This window comes from Bacillus cereus group sp. BfR-BA-01355 (genome assembly GCF_022663675.1).
Classification (GTDB): Bacteria; Bacillota; Bacilli; order Bacillales; family Bacillaceae_G; genus Bacillus_A; species Bacillus_A thuringiensis_S.
In genome coordinates, this window is sequence record NZ_JAKUFY010000022.1 from 25,549 (window position 1) to 40,710 (window position 15,162).

Below are 15,162 nucleotides of genomic sequence, written 5' to 3' on the forward strand. Positions count from 1 at the left end.
TCACCACTCTTCCTTTTCTTTATGAACTTTCAATTTTTAAGTATAAATTCCCGTCTTTCCCAAAAACTAACACAAGTAAATGATGTAAGTTAGGGGTGAGAAAATGTTCGGTTTATCATCTAAGAAATCAAAAAAGACTAATACAAAAACACTTTGTTCTATTCCAGAATTTATACAAACCATGAAAGAATCAAGCGATTTTGTCTCTTATAACATACTTAAAGATGAAACGTTGTGCTTGTTTTATTATAAATCTGTCGTGGAAGCACTTATTATTAAACAATTCATTTTAACTCCTATAAAAAAGGAATCGGAACAAATCCAAAACATCTCTGATTTATGTAATATCATCTCTATTGAAGATATCATTACATCCCCTTCTATTGATGATATTCGTGAAAAATTATTAGGTGGATATATTTTAATACGCTTAAAAAACAATTCGAATCCTGATCAATATGCTTTAATTCGTGCCGAAAGTACTGTTTTAGGAAAACGATTATATAACGATACAGAAAATGAGTATAGCGTAATCGGGCCTAAAATCGGTTTCGTTGAAAACCTTGATACAAATATCCACTTATTACGCCGAAATATCGTAACGGAGCAACTCATTTTTAAAGAAGTTACCGTCGGATCTATATCAAAAACAAAAGTAGCAGTTGCTTATATAGAAGGAATTACAAATGAACAATTTGTCAACGCCGCAATTCAACGGCTAGAAGACATTGACTTTGATGTCCCATTTGATTCAACTATGATTGAGCAATTTATTAGTGATAATAGCAATTCACCTTTTCCTGTTCTATTACCTACAGAGCGATTAGATCGAGCTGTATTTGCGTTAATTAACGGGGAAGTTTTAATTTTAACAGATGGCTCTCCATATGCTTTATCAGGACCAACAACGTTACTGGATTTTTTCATTTCACCAGAAGATTATTATTTACCGTGGATGATTGGATCGTTCTTTCGTATTATTCGTTTTTTCGGAGCTATATTTTCTCTGTTTTCCTCCGCTATTTATACAGCGGCTTTAACATATCATTATCAAATGATTCCTGCCGATTTACTAGGTCCTATTATTTTCTCGAGAGCTAACGTACCTTTCCCTCCTATTCTAGAAGCACTCTTTTTAGAAATTACAATCGAATTGCTTCGTGAAGCGGGAGCGCGTTTACCGACAAAAGTCGGACAAACGATTGGAATTGTTGGGGGGATTGTAATTGGCCAAGCATCTGTTGAAGCGGCTTTGACAAGTACTATTTTACTAATTGCAGTTGCTTTATCCGCTCTTGCATCATTCACAACACCAACCGTAAAGATGTCTTCTACTATCCGGTTGTTACGCTTTCCGCTTATTCTTTTAGCCGGTGCATTCGGAGGATTAGGCCTTATTGTCGGATTTGTATTTATTTTAGCTCATTTAATTAAATTAAAATCACTTGGATCACCTTATTTATTACCTTTATATCCATTTCGTGGTTTAGGTACAGCAGAAGGTTTTCTTCGATTACCATTTAGTCAAACGGCACAAAGACCTTCTTTTCTTAGACCAAAATCAAAATGGCGCTATAATCCAAACAAATCGAAGCAAAAACGTGATGGTGAGAATGAATGAAAAAAGTTTTATTGCACCTTATCATTATCTTCTTCGTTTTACAAACTGGCTGTACACAAACGTATATAGTGGATGCACAGCGTATTATTCATATTGCTGGATTTGACATCACAAAAAACAAAAGATTCCAAGGAACTATTCTATTCCCAGAGTACACACATGGTGTAAAGTCTAAGCCAGAGACGCAAACAACATCTGCCCGTTCACTTGAAACAATTGCTTCACGATTGAATGCGAAATCTCCTCACAATGTTGTTGTAGGTCAAATGCGTGTCGTCCTATTTGGAAAAGCTCTAGGAGAACGCGGAATGGGAGAGATTATTACTAACTTACAACGTGACCCAAATATCGGGCGTGATGTACAACTAGCAATTGTAGATGGATCGGCTGAAGAGCTTTTAAATTACGGAAAAAAAAATGGGTCTTTATATATTGCTGATTTACTCGAACAAAATATAAGAAATGAGAACATTCCACAAACCGAATTAAACATTTTTTTATATAATTATTACTCTTCTGTATGTGATGCCTATGTTCCTTATATTAAAATGGACGATAATCATTCTGTCGCTGTCAAAGGACTTGCCTTTTTAAAAGGCGATAAAGTCGTCATGTATACGGATAAAAGACATTCTGTTTTAGCAAAATTACTTATTAACCCTACGAAAAATGGACGTTACGAAGCTGCGATAACAAAGGATAAACATAAAGGCATGGTTGTTATACAAAACTTAGCTGGGGAAAATAAGTATGATATAGATCAATCTGGCGACATACCAAAAGTAAAAATCCATTTAAAATTAAATGGATTAATTAAAAACTCTCCTAATTGGATTGATTTAAGAAAAAAAACAAATATCAACTATATAAAAAAACAAATTGAACGAAATGTCGAAAAAGACTGTGAAGATTTAATAAAACAATTTCAAGAAAAGGAAATTGATCCTTTAGGAATACGAGATGAAATTAGAAGCCATACAAGAAAATGGAATATAAAACAAATTCGAAATATGTATAAAAATGTAGCGGTGGATATAAATTTAGATCTTAATATTGTACAATCTGGAATCGGAGAATAGTGAGGTGAAATAAGCAATGAATACAATAAATAAAACAAAGACAGTCTCTCCATATTTTGCATTTATTTTATTGCATTCTCTCCAGATTGGTATAGGAATTCTCGGATATCAACGTGTAATTTTAAAAAACGCTGGTTATGATGCCTGGATTTCTCTTATTATTGCGGGAATTGCAACTCATATTGTGCTGTTTTGTATGTTAAAAATGCTTGAAAAAGACGGAGATTTAATTAGTATCCATACAACAACCTTTGGAAAGTGGTTTGGCTCTATATTTTCTGTAATTTTCACTCTTTATTGCTTATTATTTTGCCTTACTGTTCTTCGTACATATATGGAAGTGATACAAGTTTGGATTTTCCCTACCATTAAGTTATGGAAACTTACGCTTATGTTTTTGTTAGTCACTTACTACATTATAAAAGGTGGCTTCCGTTCTGTGACAGGGATATGTTTTTGGGGTATTGTTCTTCCTATTTTCGTTGTATTCTTTTTAATCTATCCAATGAAATATGCTCATTTCCGTAATATTTTACCTATTTTTACACATTCACCTTTTGACATGCTTATATCTGCAAAACACTCTGCATTGGAATTTCTGGGGTTTGAAACAATTCTTATCTTTTATCCCTTTATTGAAAAAGGAAAATCTTTAAAACGATGGGCCCATGCTGGAATTGCTTTTAGCACCTTAATTTATGTAGTTTTAGCTATCGTATCCTTTATGTATTATAGTGAGGGTCAATTAAACCGTACTATTTGGCCTACTTTAACAATGTTAAAAATAATTAAAGTTCCTTTTATTCAGCGTTTTGAATATATTATTATTTTCGTTTGGTTTTTAATTATTTTACCAAATCTTTGCTTAACCATTTGGTCATCATGTCAAACGATGAAGCGTTCCTTTCATATTTCATTTAAATTTACATTACCGTTTTTTATTTTCATCATATTTTCAGCTTCTCTGCTTTTCACAAACCGTGAAAGTATCAATACATTAAATACCGTACTATCTCAAGCGGGTTTATATATTGTATACGCTTATATCCCAATTTTATTTCTATTTCATTCGCTAAGATGGCGTTTCAAAAATCAGTCGAAAAAATCTTCACCCGACACTCCATAATCTCTGATACAATTTGATTAATACATTTGTAAAGGGGACAAGCGAATGAAAAAGTATGTATTTTCTTTACTTGCAGTACTAAGCTTAATTCTTGCTGGATGCGGAAGTACTGGTACAAATGACCAAAAATCTTCTGAATCAAAAAAAGAAGAACATGACCATGCATCCCACACTCAACAAGCTGACATTCAAGAGAAAACAAAAGGAGTCGACACACTTCCGACCTTCCTAGATAAGCTTGATCCACAAATGAAAGATATTTACACCGTCGCTGGGCAAAATGCAGAGCTATTAGATTGGATTCCATGCTATTGTGGTTGCGGTGAAAGTGTAGGACATAAAAATAATAAAAACTGCTTTATTCGTGAAATTAAAAAGAATGGTGAAGTTGTTTGGGATTCCCACGCAACGACTTGCGTCAATTGCCTAGAAATCGCAGTTGAATCTGCTTCCATGAAACAAAAAGGAAAATCAACGCTTGAAATTCGTAACTATATCGATAATAAATACAAAGAAGGCTATGGCAAACCAACACCTACGCCAATGCCAAAAGCTTAAAAAACGAGGGAATTCCTCGTTTTTTCTTTTCATTCTCTTTTTTTCTTAACAAATTCTTTCAAGTGTATTTCTCCTTACTTATCACACACTATATATAACTCTCGGTAAGGAGGGTACACAGTGCAAACATATAACGACTATGATAAAGCTCTCTATTACACGTATTGCTGTAATTGGGATAAATTACTCGTTCTCATGGTTCAAACGAACGATCAATTATTTTCTAAGCGTATTGAGCATTTTTTACACGCTTATCAATACAGCAAAGAACTACCAGAAGTTGATAAACAACTGCAGCTCCTATTTCAATATATTGACCATGCATCCCAAAAGTCGCATGTAGAAGAAGTAGAGCAAATTCAAATGTAAAATATAGCGCTATTCTCTTTAGGAGAATGGCGCTTTTTTAAAATATTAATACCAATAAAAGTTTCCTCTTATAAAACTTTTATTGATAAACATATTTTTTCTTTCTTTTCTATACCACTTCATACTATAATTTAGTATGTAACTATTATAAGAGAGGTATAAAATATGGGACGAGAAAAAAAGCAAGAATATGCTTTACTTACCGCATGGGGAGCTTCTTTTGTCGCTACACTAGGAAGTCTGTACTTTTCCGAAATCATGAAATTTGAGCCTTGTGTCCTTTGTTGGTATCAACGCATTTTTATGTATCCATTCGTTTTATGGCTTGGTATTGCTGTAGCAAAGAAAGACTATCGCATCGCAAGTTATTCTTTACCAATCGCAACTATTGGCGCTTGTATTTCTTTATATCACTATGCAATTCAAAAAGTCGCAGCATTTTCAGCAGCTGGGGCAGCTTGTGGACGTGTACCATGTACGGGAGAATACATAAACTGGTTCGGCTTTGTGACAATCCCGTTTTTAGCACTTATCGGCTTTATTACAATCGCTGTTTGTAGCTTTATTGTCATCAAAAACAAATAAGGAGATGAAAGAATGAAAAAAATGCTTATATTTGGTGGTATTATTATCGCCTTGTTCGTGGCAATTTTTGCAGTAACACAAATGGAAGAAAAAAATGCTACTAGCCAAAAAATTGATAATCCTACTGAAAGTAAGACAAACGTTTCTGACTACTACACAAATAAAATCTCTCTTTCAGATCTTCAAAAGAACTTAAAAGAGAAAAAAGAAGAAACAGTATACTTTTATCAAACATCTTGCGTTCATTGCCAAAAATTATCTCCTGTCGTAGTGCCGATGGCTAAAGACTTGAACGTTGATATGAAAGTTATGGATATTGAAAAACTAGATGCTCCTTGGGATGAATATAAAATTCAAGGTACACCAACAATCATTCATTTTAAAGATGGCAAAGAAGTAAGCCGTATTAGCGGTGAACAGCCAAAAGACAAATTAAAAGAATGGCTTGAGCAAACGAAAAAGTAACGAGAAAAGGAAACTCCTTCTACACATGAAATGGGCGTAAAATCTCACACTAATGTATAAGGAGGGGGTTTTATGCCAGAAGTAAGATGTTCTGTTTCCAACTGTTCTTTTTGGGGACAAGGTAACTTTTGTCAAGCAAGTGCGATCGTCGTTCAGCCTGATGCAGATGAAACTGGTCAAACTGAAAATGATTCATATACAGCTGCTGTTTTAACAAACGAGACGCTAGAAAGTTCTGTAGCAACGAGTGTAGAGACTTGTTGTCATACATTTAAGCCTAAATATTAAACATAAAAAGCATACGATTCATCGTATGCTTTTTTACATCCCTCTCCAAAAATCATGCATAATAAAAAAATATAAAATAACGAGAACGGCCGTCCCGCATAGGGTAATGCGCCGATATATACTCTTCTCTCCTTCCCTCGCTTTCACAAACGCCCAAATAAATCCGAAGAATAATATTAAATCAACATATGGAACATAAAAAGAAAAGACGAGAAACGCATATAAATACACGATAAATAAACAGGTCGTTACTAAGAAAACTTTAAACGCAAATTCACTTTTCATAATATAACCGCCCCCTATCTGTACTGTATTATATTCAGCAAAATACAATAGTTGCAGTTAAACTCCAAGTATAAATAAGCTACCGTCTGTAATACGGTAGCCATTACGGAACATTGTATTTCCGTTTATATATATTACTTAAGATCGAAGAAGGAATTTGCTCGTAACGAATTTTCTCTCCTGTTTCATCTATAATATACGAATTGTTTCCTATATAATATATTCCATCTTTTCGCTTTGAGTACACTGGATATCTTTCGTTCGGCAATACCGTTTTCACTTTCGTTAACTGTCCATTTGGTTCTTGCCAATATATATCTGCGCGGTCTACTAACGTAAGTACTCCAATTTGTTCTTCTTCTATTTTTCGTCCATTCCAGCTCACAACGCGATAACCAAGCTTATTCGCTTCATATTCGGGGCTCGTATGAAAACGAGAAATGATTACTTTTGTTTGTAATTGTACTCGGTCATATAACCATTGTATATCCCTGTCATGCATGCGAATACAGCCATTTGATTCCCTACTTCCAATCGTCCATTCCCGATTTGTCCCGTGAATCGCATATTCATTCTTATCTAGCCCAAGCCATCTCGTACCAAGAGGGTTATTCGGTGCACCCCCAGCTATTTTTTTTCGATGGTATTCTTTATTTTTAAATTTAGTTATAATACAAAAATTACCTTCAGGCGTAGGTGTACGATCTCTTCCAGTCGTTACTGGAAATGTTTTTGTGTAATTTCCATTCTCAAAAAAAGACAACTGGTTTGTGGTAAGATTCACTAATATTAAATGATCTGTATCAGCAAAAGCACTAACCGGTAGGAAGAAAAATAATAGTAAAACGAAACATACCCTTTTCACCTATATCCCCCCTAGCGCTCACCATAATAATTGTAATTAGCTTTACTTTGCTCTTATAAATGAAAACTATCCATTTACAATAACGCCCCCATTTACATGTATCATTTGTCCCGTAACATAAGAAGAATCACCAGACGCTAAATATACATATGCCGGCGCTAACTCATATGGTTGACCAGGCCTTTGCATCGGGACATTGCTCCCAAACTGAGAGACTTTCTTCTCATCAAAGCTCGATGGAATAAGCGGTGTCCAAATCGGTCCCGGCGCAACACCATTTACACGAATTCCTTTTTGTACTAATGATTGAGAAAGTGATCTTGTAAAAGCAACAATAGCTCCTTTTGTTGCGGAATAATCAATTAACGTTTCATTCCCTTCATATGCAACGATAGATGCCGTATTTATAATGACATCTCCTTTCTTCAAATGAGAAAGTGCGGCTTTCGCAACGTGAAAATAAGAAAAAATATTAATACGAAAAGTCTTTTCTAGCTGTTCTGCTGTAATATACTCTAGTCCTTGCTGCGGATATTGCTGCGCGACATTATTTACTAAAACCTGTAAACTACCTAGCTGCTGGACGGTCTCTTGAACAACATCTTTACAATGCTGTTCATCACTTAAATCACCCGGCAACAATACACACTTTACTCCTTCTTTTTCAACACGTTGTTTCGTCTCATTTGCATCTTCTTCCTCATCTAAATAAGCAATCGCAATATTTGCTCCCTCTTTCGCAAAAGCGATGGAAACAGCTCGTCCAATCCCACTATCTCCCCCTGTAATTAATACATTCTTTCCTTTTAACTTTTCGCTACCTTTATAATTTGAATCTTCAAACTGCGGAAGTGGATTCATTAATGATTCAATACCAGGCTGTTTATTTTGATGTTGCGCTGGCATTGTTACAAAGTTTTTTTGCTGTGGCATAGCTTCTTTCAACTCCTTTTTCTTATAATGTGCATAATAAAAACTGAAATTCAAACATCAAGTTACGATTAATATTCGAATTTAAGACACAAAATATGAATTGTTGTAAACTTTTTATACAAAACTATTGCAAAATAGTTAAAAAACGAATATTATATATAACTGTTGTGAAAATTATTCGTAAACAGAAAGGATGTTTATATGTTTAACCTTTCAAAACATAAAACTTCTATTAAAACTGAAATTATGGCAGGTATTATTACCTTCTTAACAATGGCATATATCATTGTCGTAAACCCAGTCATCCTTGGGGATGCAGGTGTTCCATTTGAACAAGCATTTACAGCAACAATTATCGCTGCTGTTGTCGGAACATTATTTATGGCGATCTTTACAAACTTACCAATCGCAATTGCACCAGGTATGGGATTAAATGCTTACTTCTCTTACTCTGTTGTAAAAGCTCATGAAGGCATGACTTTCGCAATTGCATTCTCTGCTGTATTCGTAGCAGGTATGATTTTAATTTTGCTATCATTTACATCTTTCCGTACAAAATTAATGGAAGCAATTCCTGAAAACTTAAAACATGCAATTACTGCTGGTATCGGGCTATTTATCGCCTTTATCGGTTTACGTTTAACAGGTATCGTTACAAAAAATGATGCAAACTTAGTTGGACTTGGTGATCTTCACTCTGCTCCAGTTCTACTAGCATTAGCTGGACTTGGAATTACTATTATCCTTATGTCTTTAAATGTAAATGGCGCACTATTTATCGGTATGCTATTAACTGGTATTATCGCTTTCTTCACAGGACAATTAACATTCTCAAACGGTGTTACATCAATGCCTGGATTACCAGAAGGAATTATCGTTTCAAATCCAATTACTGCTGTATCTGACGTAATTAACTACGGATTATACGGCGTTGTATTCTCATTCTTCCTTGTTACATTATTCGATACAACAGGTACATTACTTGGCGTTGCTCAACAAGGTGGATTTATGAAAGATGGAAAGCTTCCAAAAGCTGGACGAGCTCTTCTATCTGACTCATTCTCAGCAACAATCGGTTCTATGTTCGGAACAACACCATCAACAGCGTACATTGAATCATCTGCTGGTGTTGCAGCTGGTGGTCGTACTGGTTTAACAACTGTTACAGTAGCTGTTTTATTCGCACTAGCAGCATTCTTCGGACCATTAGTAAGTGCCGTTTCTGGTGTATCAGCTATTACTGCACCATCATTAATTATCGTTGGTAGTCTTATGATGGGATCAGTTCGCCACATCGATTGGGACGCATTTGATGAAGCATTCCCAGCATTCTTAGTAATCTTAAGCATGCCACTTACATCAAGTATCGCAACAGGTATCGCTCTTGGATTTATTTCATACCCACTTATGAAAGTGGCAAAAGGTAAATTCCGTGCTGTTCACCCACTTGTGTATGTATTTGGAATTTTGTTTGCTTATCAATTAATTTTCTTACCACATTAAAATCCCTCATAAAGAGGGATTTTTTATTTATAAAAGAAAAGTAGAGCATCGAAATTAGATGCTCTACTTTTCTTTTGTTACTTTTAACACTTCTCATTTACTTGTAATTCTTTACTGTACTTTTGAATGAACACTGAAGAAATAACCATTACCATCCCTACACTCAACCCAATAAGCTGATCTAGTAGCATTTCATCATGAATGAACCAGCGCAGTAAAAATACACCACCAAAAATAAGCAACATAGTAAATCCAGTATGTCTAAGACCTTTATATACATTTTCCATATGTATCACCTCTTCACATACTTTTATCCATATTATACCATACATCCATCAAGCAAACGTATTGTCCTCTGGCAGCATGCAGCTACCTTTTGATCGTGTGTTACAACTAGCACCGTTTTCCCTTGTTTATGAATCTCTTTTAAGATGCTCATAATTTTCTTTCCGTTTTCTTGATCAAGAGCACCCGTTGGTTCATCAGCGAGGATAATTTTAGTATCTTGTGCTAAAGCCCTTGCTATTGCTGTTCTTTGCTGTTCTCCACCTGATAACTCGTAAGGATATTTGTTAATATGCCTCTCAATCCCTACCATTTTCAGCATTTCTTTTGAAATTTGCATACGTTTCTTATGAGAAATTCTTCTATATACAAGCGGAAGCATTACATTTTCAACAACTGTATAATCATCTAATAGCGAAAAGTTCTGAAACACAAATCCCACTTCCGTATTTCTATACTTATGATAGTTTGCCTTTAATGTACTTGTATCCACTCCATCTAAAAAATACTTTCCAGTAGAGGGGCTATCAATTAAGCCAATAATGTTAAGAAGAGTAGATTTCCCTGAACCAGAGGGGCCCATAATAGCTATCATTTCGCCTTGTTCTATTGTAAGATTAATATCTTTTAAAGCACTAAAATTACTATGTCCAAAGCACTTCGCTACATTTTCAAGCCTAATCATCTATAACACCTCTTTCATATATATTTTTTTATTTTTAATACAGTGAAATAAATGATTGCATATATAATGAAGATCATTATAATTGATAAAGCACCTATAACAACCAATGATTCTATAGAGACTTTTAACGTTCCAAAGAAAGATACTATACTATTTTCTAGCCCTTTCTGAATTTCAATTACTCCGCTATTCTCCCATTGAAAATACATTATTCCTAAACATATCGATAAAACGAATAGCAACATATACTCAATAATAAATGGAAGACATATTTGAAAAGTGCTTGCACCTAACGCTGATTTAATAGAAATATTTTTACACTCCATATAAAGTGCTGCCATTGATGTTAATACGATAGATAGAAATGAAAAAAATAAGACTGTACCGCTTAATAATAAGGGGTATGACATATTATCAATACCTTGTTTTTCATTTTCTAACAATTTATTCGGATTTGTAACATAATACGAATAACCCTTACCTTCTGTTACCTTTAATACTTTCTTTTGAAATTCATTTATATTTATCTTCTCATTTGTTTCTATAATTAACCCATTGTATAAAAGTTCTGCACTATAGAACTCTATTTCTTCTGTTCCAATTGGTAAAATCGCCATGTCATCTAATAATGTAATACGATTATCCGATATTTCACCGCTTCGAGGATATGTGAATGGTGAATTTTTTTCTAAAAAGCCAATTACTTTTAGCTTCATTTTTCCAGATGGTATAACATCACCAATAGATACCTTACCTATATAATTAGCCCCTAATATAACAGGTCTAATATCAAATACTGATTTATGAAATTCCAATTCCTCAAAATATCTTCCTTGTGAAATTCGTATATGAAAGTACTTATTAATATCTTTATCAACAATAAGAGTCTTTATCGTTCCATTTTCTTCTTTTAAACTAAGTGAATAGTTACGGAACAAATAATTTGTTTTATTTGTTATTGGTATCGTATTAGATAACCCTTGCATGAAATGTTGATAATCATTTTTCGCTTTTTCTTCGCTAAACAATGTTATATCTTGCGTCGCATAAAGTTCATAGAAATTTTTATGAGTCGATAAATTATTTGCTATCGTCATCATTTTTCGATATCCGGAAAGATTACTAACAAATTCTATTGCTGAAGAAAATGCAATAATTAAAGAAATTACTATAATCAAACTTGGTAACAACCGTTTTTTCACAGACCGTATAGAATCAAATATAAAAAACATGAAGACCTCCTACGTTCTTAAATGTTTTCCGGGATATATATTTATAATGTGCTTGATTGGAATTACAGTAACACAAATTGTAAGAAGAATTATAAAAACAACATTGCATATCAATACATATAGTGTTAACGGTTTTACTAAGTATGTCTGAAAATAAGTATGAATTGTTCCCGAAAACATTTCTAACGTAATAAAAACTAAGAACATCGCTACTAGAGAAATAAACAAAATTTGAATATATAGTTCGCAATAAATAGATATATTAGAAGCACCTACTGCTTTTTTTAATGAAATCTCTTTTTCTTTTTTATAAATCCAAAATAAAACCGCAGAAATGCCAGAAACAATTGCAACAAGAATGAATTTATAGTAATACTTATTTGCTGGATCTACATGTGTCACATCTAGTTCCTGAAGATTTCGTTCATTCAGTATTTGAACATCTCCCGAAAGCACTTCTTTACTCCTACCCATAAACTTTTTTATTTCGTTATGAATAGATGATGTAGGATTAACAACTGTTAATTGTAATTGTTTACTCGCGATAATACCTTTTTTAGATATAGTAGGTAAGTTTTGAAGTGGAACGTATATGCCTGCTACACCGACGTCACTGTCCTTTCTTGATATAGTTCCTATTTTTTTATATGTATCATCAAATTCATATAACTCCTCTACATTCGTTTGATCGCCAACAACCATATCGTTTACATTTTCACGATGAAAATATTGTCCTTCAGAAATATATGGCTTCCAATAATAATCATCTTTTAAGTTCACAGCTATGATCTTTGTTGCCCCTGAACTATTCAATGCTTTTAAATTTTCTACGTAAATATCACTTTTCACAAAAGTATCTTGTATGAGGGGAATTATCGTTTCCAATTCGGTTTCATTCGCTATCGGAACAGTTAACGTTTGATTCTTTTCTGGAAAACCAATTTGAAAGGCAGCTATAAAATTTCGTTTAGACTCTGTTAAAAGCGCGGCTACTGATATAGAAAGAAAAGAAATAAAAAATGACATAAGAAGAATTAAGAAAAACAGTTTATTACTTTTTATATTTTTAAAAGCTAGGTACATGTCTGTGCTCCTTTTAAATAAGAAGGAGATGATGAACATCCCCTTCTCCTTATCCAAATATTTATAAAAACAACTGTTTAATATTTTTTACCACTGTAATCGTAAGTTACCATTACTATCAAAAGTACCTTTGTGTGTATCTTCTTGATAGTCATTATTCTCATTCGCATAGTGCTCCGAGTATAGTCCTTTTGCACCAAAGGCGTTATATGCACCATTACTCACAGTTGCGTTTAATGCTCTTCCAGATTCATGGGATCCTAATTTGTCTGAAGCGCTTTCAATATATGAATTATTTCCATTTGATTTAATAAAAGAAATTGCTACTGAACAACGAGATGCATTTTGATTCGTAGTAGTTTGAGCTCTGTAAGATAGTAGGTTACCGCTTTTGTGACCGCTTAGAGTTGGATAGAATGCACTTGTTGAGATTGATGTTGCTAATAATACTAAAGTCGTAATTGAAAAAACTTTTCCTTTCATTAACAAGCACCTCATAAATTTAATAGTTTAGTAGCGCTACATCATCATAATATCCTTCAAATAAATTCTCCTCAATAAGAAACCTCGATGTTTTACAAACTCTTTAAACACTTAAACATTCATACATTTTTAAAAAGTAACGTATAAGTAGCAATATAAAAAGACTGCAGAGAAATTCTTCTCCGCAGCCTAATCATTATTTTTGTAAAAACGACTGTAAATCTGCAAACTGTCTCTTTGCATCTTCATAGCCTTGCTCGTATAAATTTTGTAGTTTTGCTGTATCTTTTTCCATACGATCTACTTGAAGCGGCACTTCTGGGCGAATAACAAATAAATTACCCGCTTGCTCTTCTTTTTCAATGTAGTGAAGCGTTTCATTATACACTTCATAACGATTCAGCATCGTGTTAACAAGGTTCGGATATTTTTTATACGCTTTCGCTGCAATCCATCCAAACTTTGATTTTTTCTTCGCGTAACCGTGATTTCTCGTTAAAATAACGACTGATTTTTTAAATCCATCTTCTTGCGCTTTACGAACTGGAATCGGATCAGAAATTCCTCCATCTAATAACTGCTTACCACGGTAATTTACTACAGGTGCAATGAAAGGTAATGAACTAGATGCTTGTAATAAATTTAGTGCATCATCATTTGTCCCCTCTTTTTCAAAATAAACAGACTGTCCTGTTTCACAATCTGTTGTGCCTACAAGGAAACGCTCTGGACTATTAAAGTATGTTTCAAAATCAAACGGTACATGCTTTTCTGGAATCTCATGAAAAATGAACTCCATATCAAATAATTGGCGTTTTCTCCATAAGTTTTTATACGATAAATATTGCGGGTGTGATGCATAATCAATATTTACTGTTTTATTTCTATTTCTTTGTCTGGAAAGATACGACGCTGCATGACAAGCACCAGCTGATACACCGATTACATATGGAAAATATAAATCTTGTTCCATAAAATATTCTAATATCCCGCCCGTATATACACCACGCATACCGCCGCCTTCTAATACTAACCCCGTATTTTCAAGCATGTTACTCTCTCCTCTATATATATTGACTCTTTAATTATTCACCATGTTAAGTATCTTTTTCTATTATATATGAGTTCTTTCAGAAATTATATTCAAAAGACTTGAGAAAAAGGAGTTTTTTCTTCCAATTATATTTCCAAATGATCTGAGACATCCTTTATAAACCTTTGAATAAAGTCTTGCTCTGCTTTCGTATAACCATCTAAAAGTAACAGCCACTTTTCTTCAGCTTGCTTATGCAATTTTTCATGAGCTATATATATTTCATTCCCACTTTCCGTTAAGCGGAAGAAGATTTCTTTTTGATTATCTAACATTTGCATCTTCTCAACGAATTGCTTTTGAAACAACTTTGTACAAATTTTAGAGATCGCTCCCTTCGTCATGCCCATTTCTATCGTGATTGCCGTTACATTCATCAAACCATTTTTTCCGATACATTCGATTACATGTAACTCAGATAAAGACATACTACTTACACCTGTCTCATAAAAAAACTTCTCGTTTTGTCGTTTTAAATGTTCTTCTTTTTTATGCAAAAGTGTACGAATGTCCGACAGTATTTCCATTTGCTTCGTTGTATGCTTCAATCCGTTCGCCTCCTAAGTTTCCAAAGAAACAATTTAACTATATACCATTTTAAAATTATTTTTTCATCTTTACAAG

The 15,162-nt window shown here is 33.7% G+C and carries 18 protein-coding genes and 1 pseudogene; 9 read left to right on the plus strand and 10 right to left on the minus strand.

From position 1 onward, the window contains the following. Window positions 1-103 precede the first annotated feature (103 nt). From MR167_RS09955 to MR167_RS09990, 8 genes are all read left to right on the plus strand, one after another. A complete protein-coding gene (locus MR167_RS09955) occupies window positions 104-1,621 on the plus strand; it encodes a spore germination protein (protein ID WP_106082130.1) in 1,518 nt (505 codons plus the stop codon). After that, window positions 1,618-2,700 carry a Ger(x)C family spore germination protein gene (locus tag MR167_RS09960; protein ID WP_106082129.1) on the plus strand — a complete coding sequence of 361 codons (1,083 nt, stop codon included), beginning with the start codon at window positions 1,618-1,620 and terminating at the stop codon, window positions 2,698-2,700. Before MR167_RS09955 ends, MR167_RS09960 begins: the two co-directional genes overlap by 4 nt. 16 nt (window positions 2,701-2,716) lie before the next feature. Further along, complete coding sequence (locus tag MR167_RS09965; RefSeq protein ID WP_001092365.1) at window positions 2,717-3,826, plus strand: GerAB/ArcD/ProY family transporter; 1,110 nt, start codon at window positions 2,717-2,719, stop codon at window positions 3,824-3,826. 45 nt (window positions 3,827-3,871) lie between these two features. Then, window positions 3,872-4,384, plus strand: a complete 513-nt coding sequence (locus MR167_RS09970; RefSeq protein ID WP_000761026.1) for a PCYCGC domain-containing protein — start codon at window positions 3,872-3,874, stop codon at window positions 4,382-4,384. 120 nt (window positions 4,385-4,504) lie between these two features. Then, window positions 4,505-4,753 (plus strand): YhdB family protein, encoded by a 249-nt coding sequence (locus tag MR167_RS09975; RefSeq protein ID WP_001195459.1) that lies wholly within the window; start codon window positions 4,505-4,507, stop codon window positions 4,751-4,753. Between the two features lie 165 nt (window positions 4,754-4,918). Beyond that, entirely contained in the window at window positions 4,919-5,338 is a 420-nt protein-coding gene (locus MR167_RS09980) for a disulfide formation protein C (protein ID WP_000532272.1), read from the plus strand. Window positions 5,339-5,350: 12 nt separating this feature from the next. Beyond that, window positions 5,351-5,803, plus strand: a complete 453-nt coding sequence (locus MR167_RS09985) for a thioredoxin family protein (RefSeq protein ID WP_242314510.1) — start codon at window positions 5,351-5,353, stop codon at window positions 5,801-5,803. 72 nt (window positions 5,804-5,875) lie between these two features. Then, window positions 5,876-6,091, plus strand: a complete 216-nt coding sequence (locus MR167_RS09990) for a DUF1540 domain-containing protein (protein ID WP_001115488.1) — start codon at window positions 5,876-5,878, stop codon at window positions 6,089-6,091. A gap of 33 nt (window positions 6,092-6,124) precedes the next feature. Here the strand turns inward: MR167_RS09990 and MR167_RS09995 are convergent, their stop codons facing one another. The 3 genes from MR167_RS09995 to MR167_RS10005 form a co-directional block, all read right to left on the minus strand. Beyond that, window positions 6,125-6,376, minus strand: a complete 252-nt coding sequence (locus tag MR167_RS09995; protein WP_000834195.1) for a hypothetical protein — start codon at window positions 6,374-6,376, stop codon at window positions 6,125-6,127. 103 nt (window positions 6,377-6,479) lie between these two features. After that, a complete protein-coding gene (locus MR167_RS10000; RefSeq protein WP_000831959.1) occupies window positions 6,480-7,241 on the minus strand; it encodes a L,D-transpeptidase in 762 nt (253 codons plus the stop codon). Between the two features lie 66 nt (window positions 7,242-7,307). Beyond that, on the minus strand, window positions 7,308-8,174 hold the full coding sequence (locus MR167_RS10005) for an SDR family oxidoreductase (protein ID WP_106082124.1): 867 nt from the start codon (window positions 8,172-8,174) through the stop codon (window positions 7,308-7,310). Window positions 8,175-8,375: 201 nt separating this feature from the next. On the opposite strand from MR167_RS10005, the gene MR167_RS10010 reads away from it, so the two are divergent. Continuing rightward, complete coding sequence (locus MR167_RS10010) at window positions 8,376-9,677, plus strand: NCS2 family permease (RefSeq protein WP_000482710.1); 1,302 nt, start codon at window positions 8,376-8,378, stop codon at window positions 9,675-9,677. An 83-nt stretch (window positions 9,678-9,760) separates the two neighbouring features. Here MR167_RS10010 and MR167_RS10015 read toward each other — a convergent pair whose 3' ends face one another. The 7 genes and pseudogenes from MR167_RS10015 to MR167_RS10045 form a co-directional block, all read right to left on the minus strand. Beyond that, entirely contained in the window at window positions 9,761-9,964 is a 204-nt protein-coding gene (locus MR167_RS10015) for a hypothetical protein (RefSeq protein WP_000432821.1), read from the minus strand. Between the two features lie 32 nt (window positions 9,965-9,996). After that, window positions 9,997-10,647 carry an ABC transporter ATP-binding protein gene (locus tag MR167_RS10020; RefSeq protein ID WP_000620150.1) on the minus strand — a complete coding sequence of 217 codons (651 nt, stop codon included), beginning with the start codon at window positions 10,645-10,647 and terminating at the stop codon, window positions 9,997-9,999. Next, window positions 10,648-11,879, minus strand: a pseudogene (locus tag MR167_RS10025) (ABC transporter permease family protein). It lies immediately after the preceding gene. Window positions 11,880-11,888: 9 nt separating this feature from the next. After that, entirely contained in the window at window positions 11,889-12,962 is a 1,074-nt protein-coding gene (locus MR167_RS10030) for an ABC transporter permease (RefSeq protein WP_000280233.1), read from the minus strand. A gap of 87 nt (window positions 12,963-13,049) precedes the next feature. Next, window positions 13,050-13,445, minus strand: a complete 396-nt coding sequence (locus MR167_RS10035; RefSeq protein ID WP_000676983.1) for a hypothetical protein — start codon at window positions 13,443-13,445, stop codon at window positions 13,050-13,052. Between the two features lie 196 nt (window positions 13,446-13,641). After that, window positions 13,642-14,496, minus strand: a complete 855-nt coding sequence (locus MR167_RS10040) for a patatin-like phospholipase family protein (protein ID WP_242314512.1) — start codon at window positions 14,494-14,496, stop codon at window positions 13,642-13,644. 128 nt (window positions 14,497-14,624) lie between these two features. Further along, window positions 14,625-15,086: a MarR family transcriptional regulator gene (locus MR167_RS10045; RefSeq protein ID WP_000683325.1), complete on the minus strand. Its 462-nt coding sequence runs from the start codon at window positions 15,084-15,086 to the stop codon at window positions 14,625-14,627. Between the last annotated feature and the right edge of the window lie 76 nt (window positions 15,087-15,162).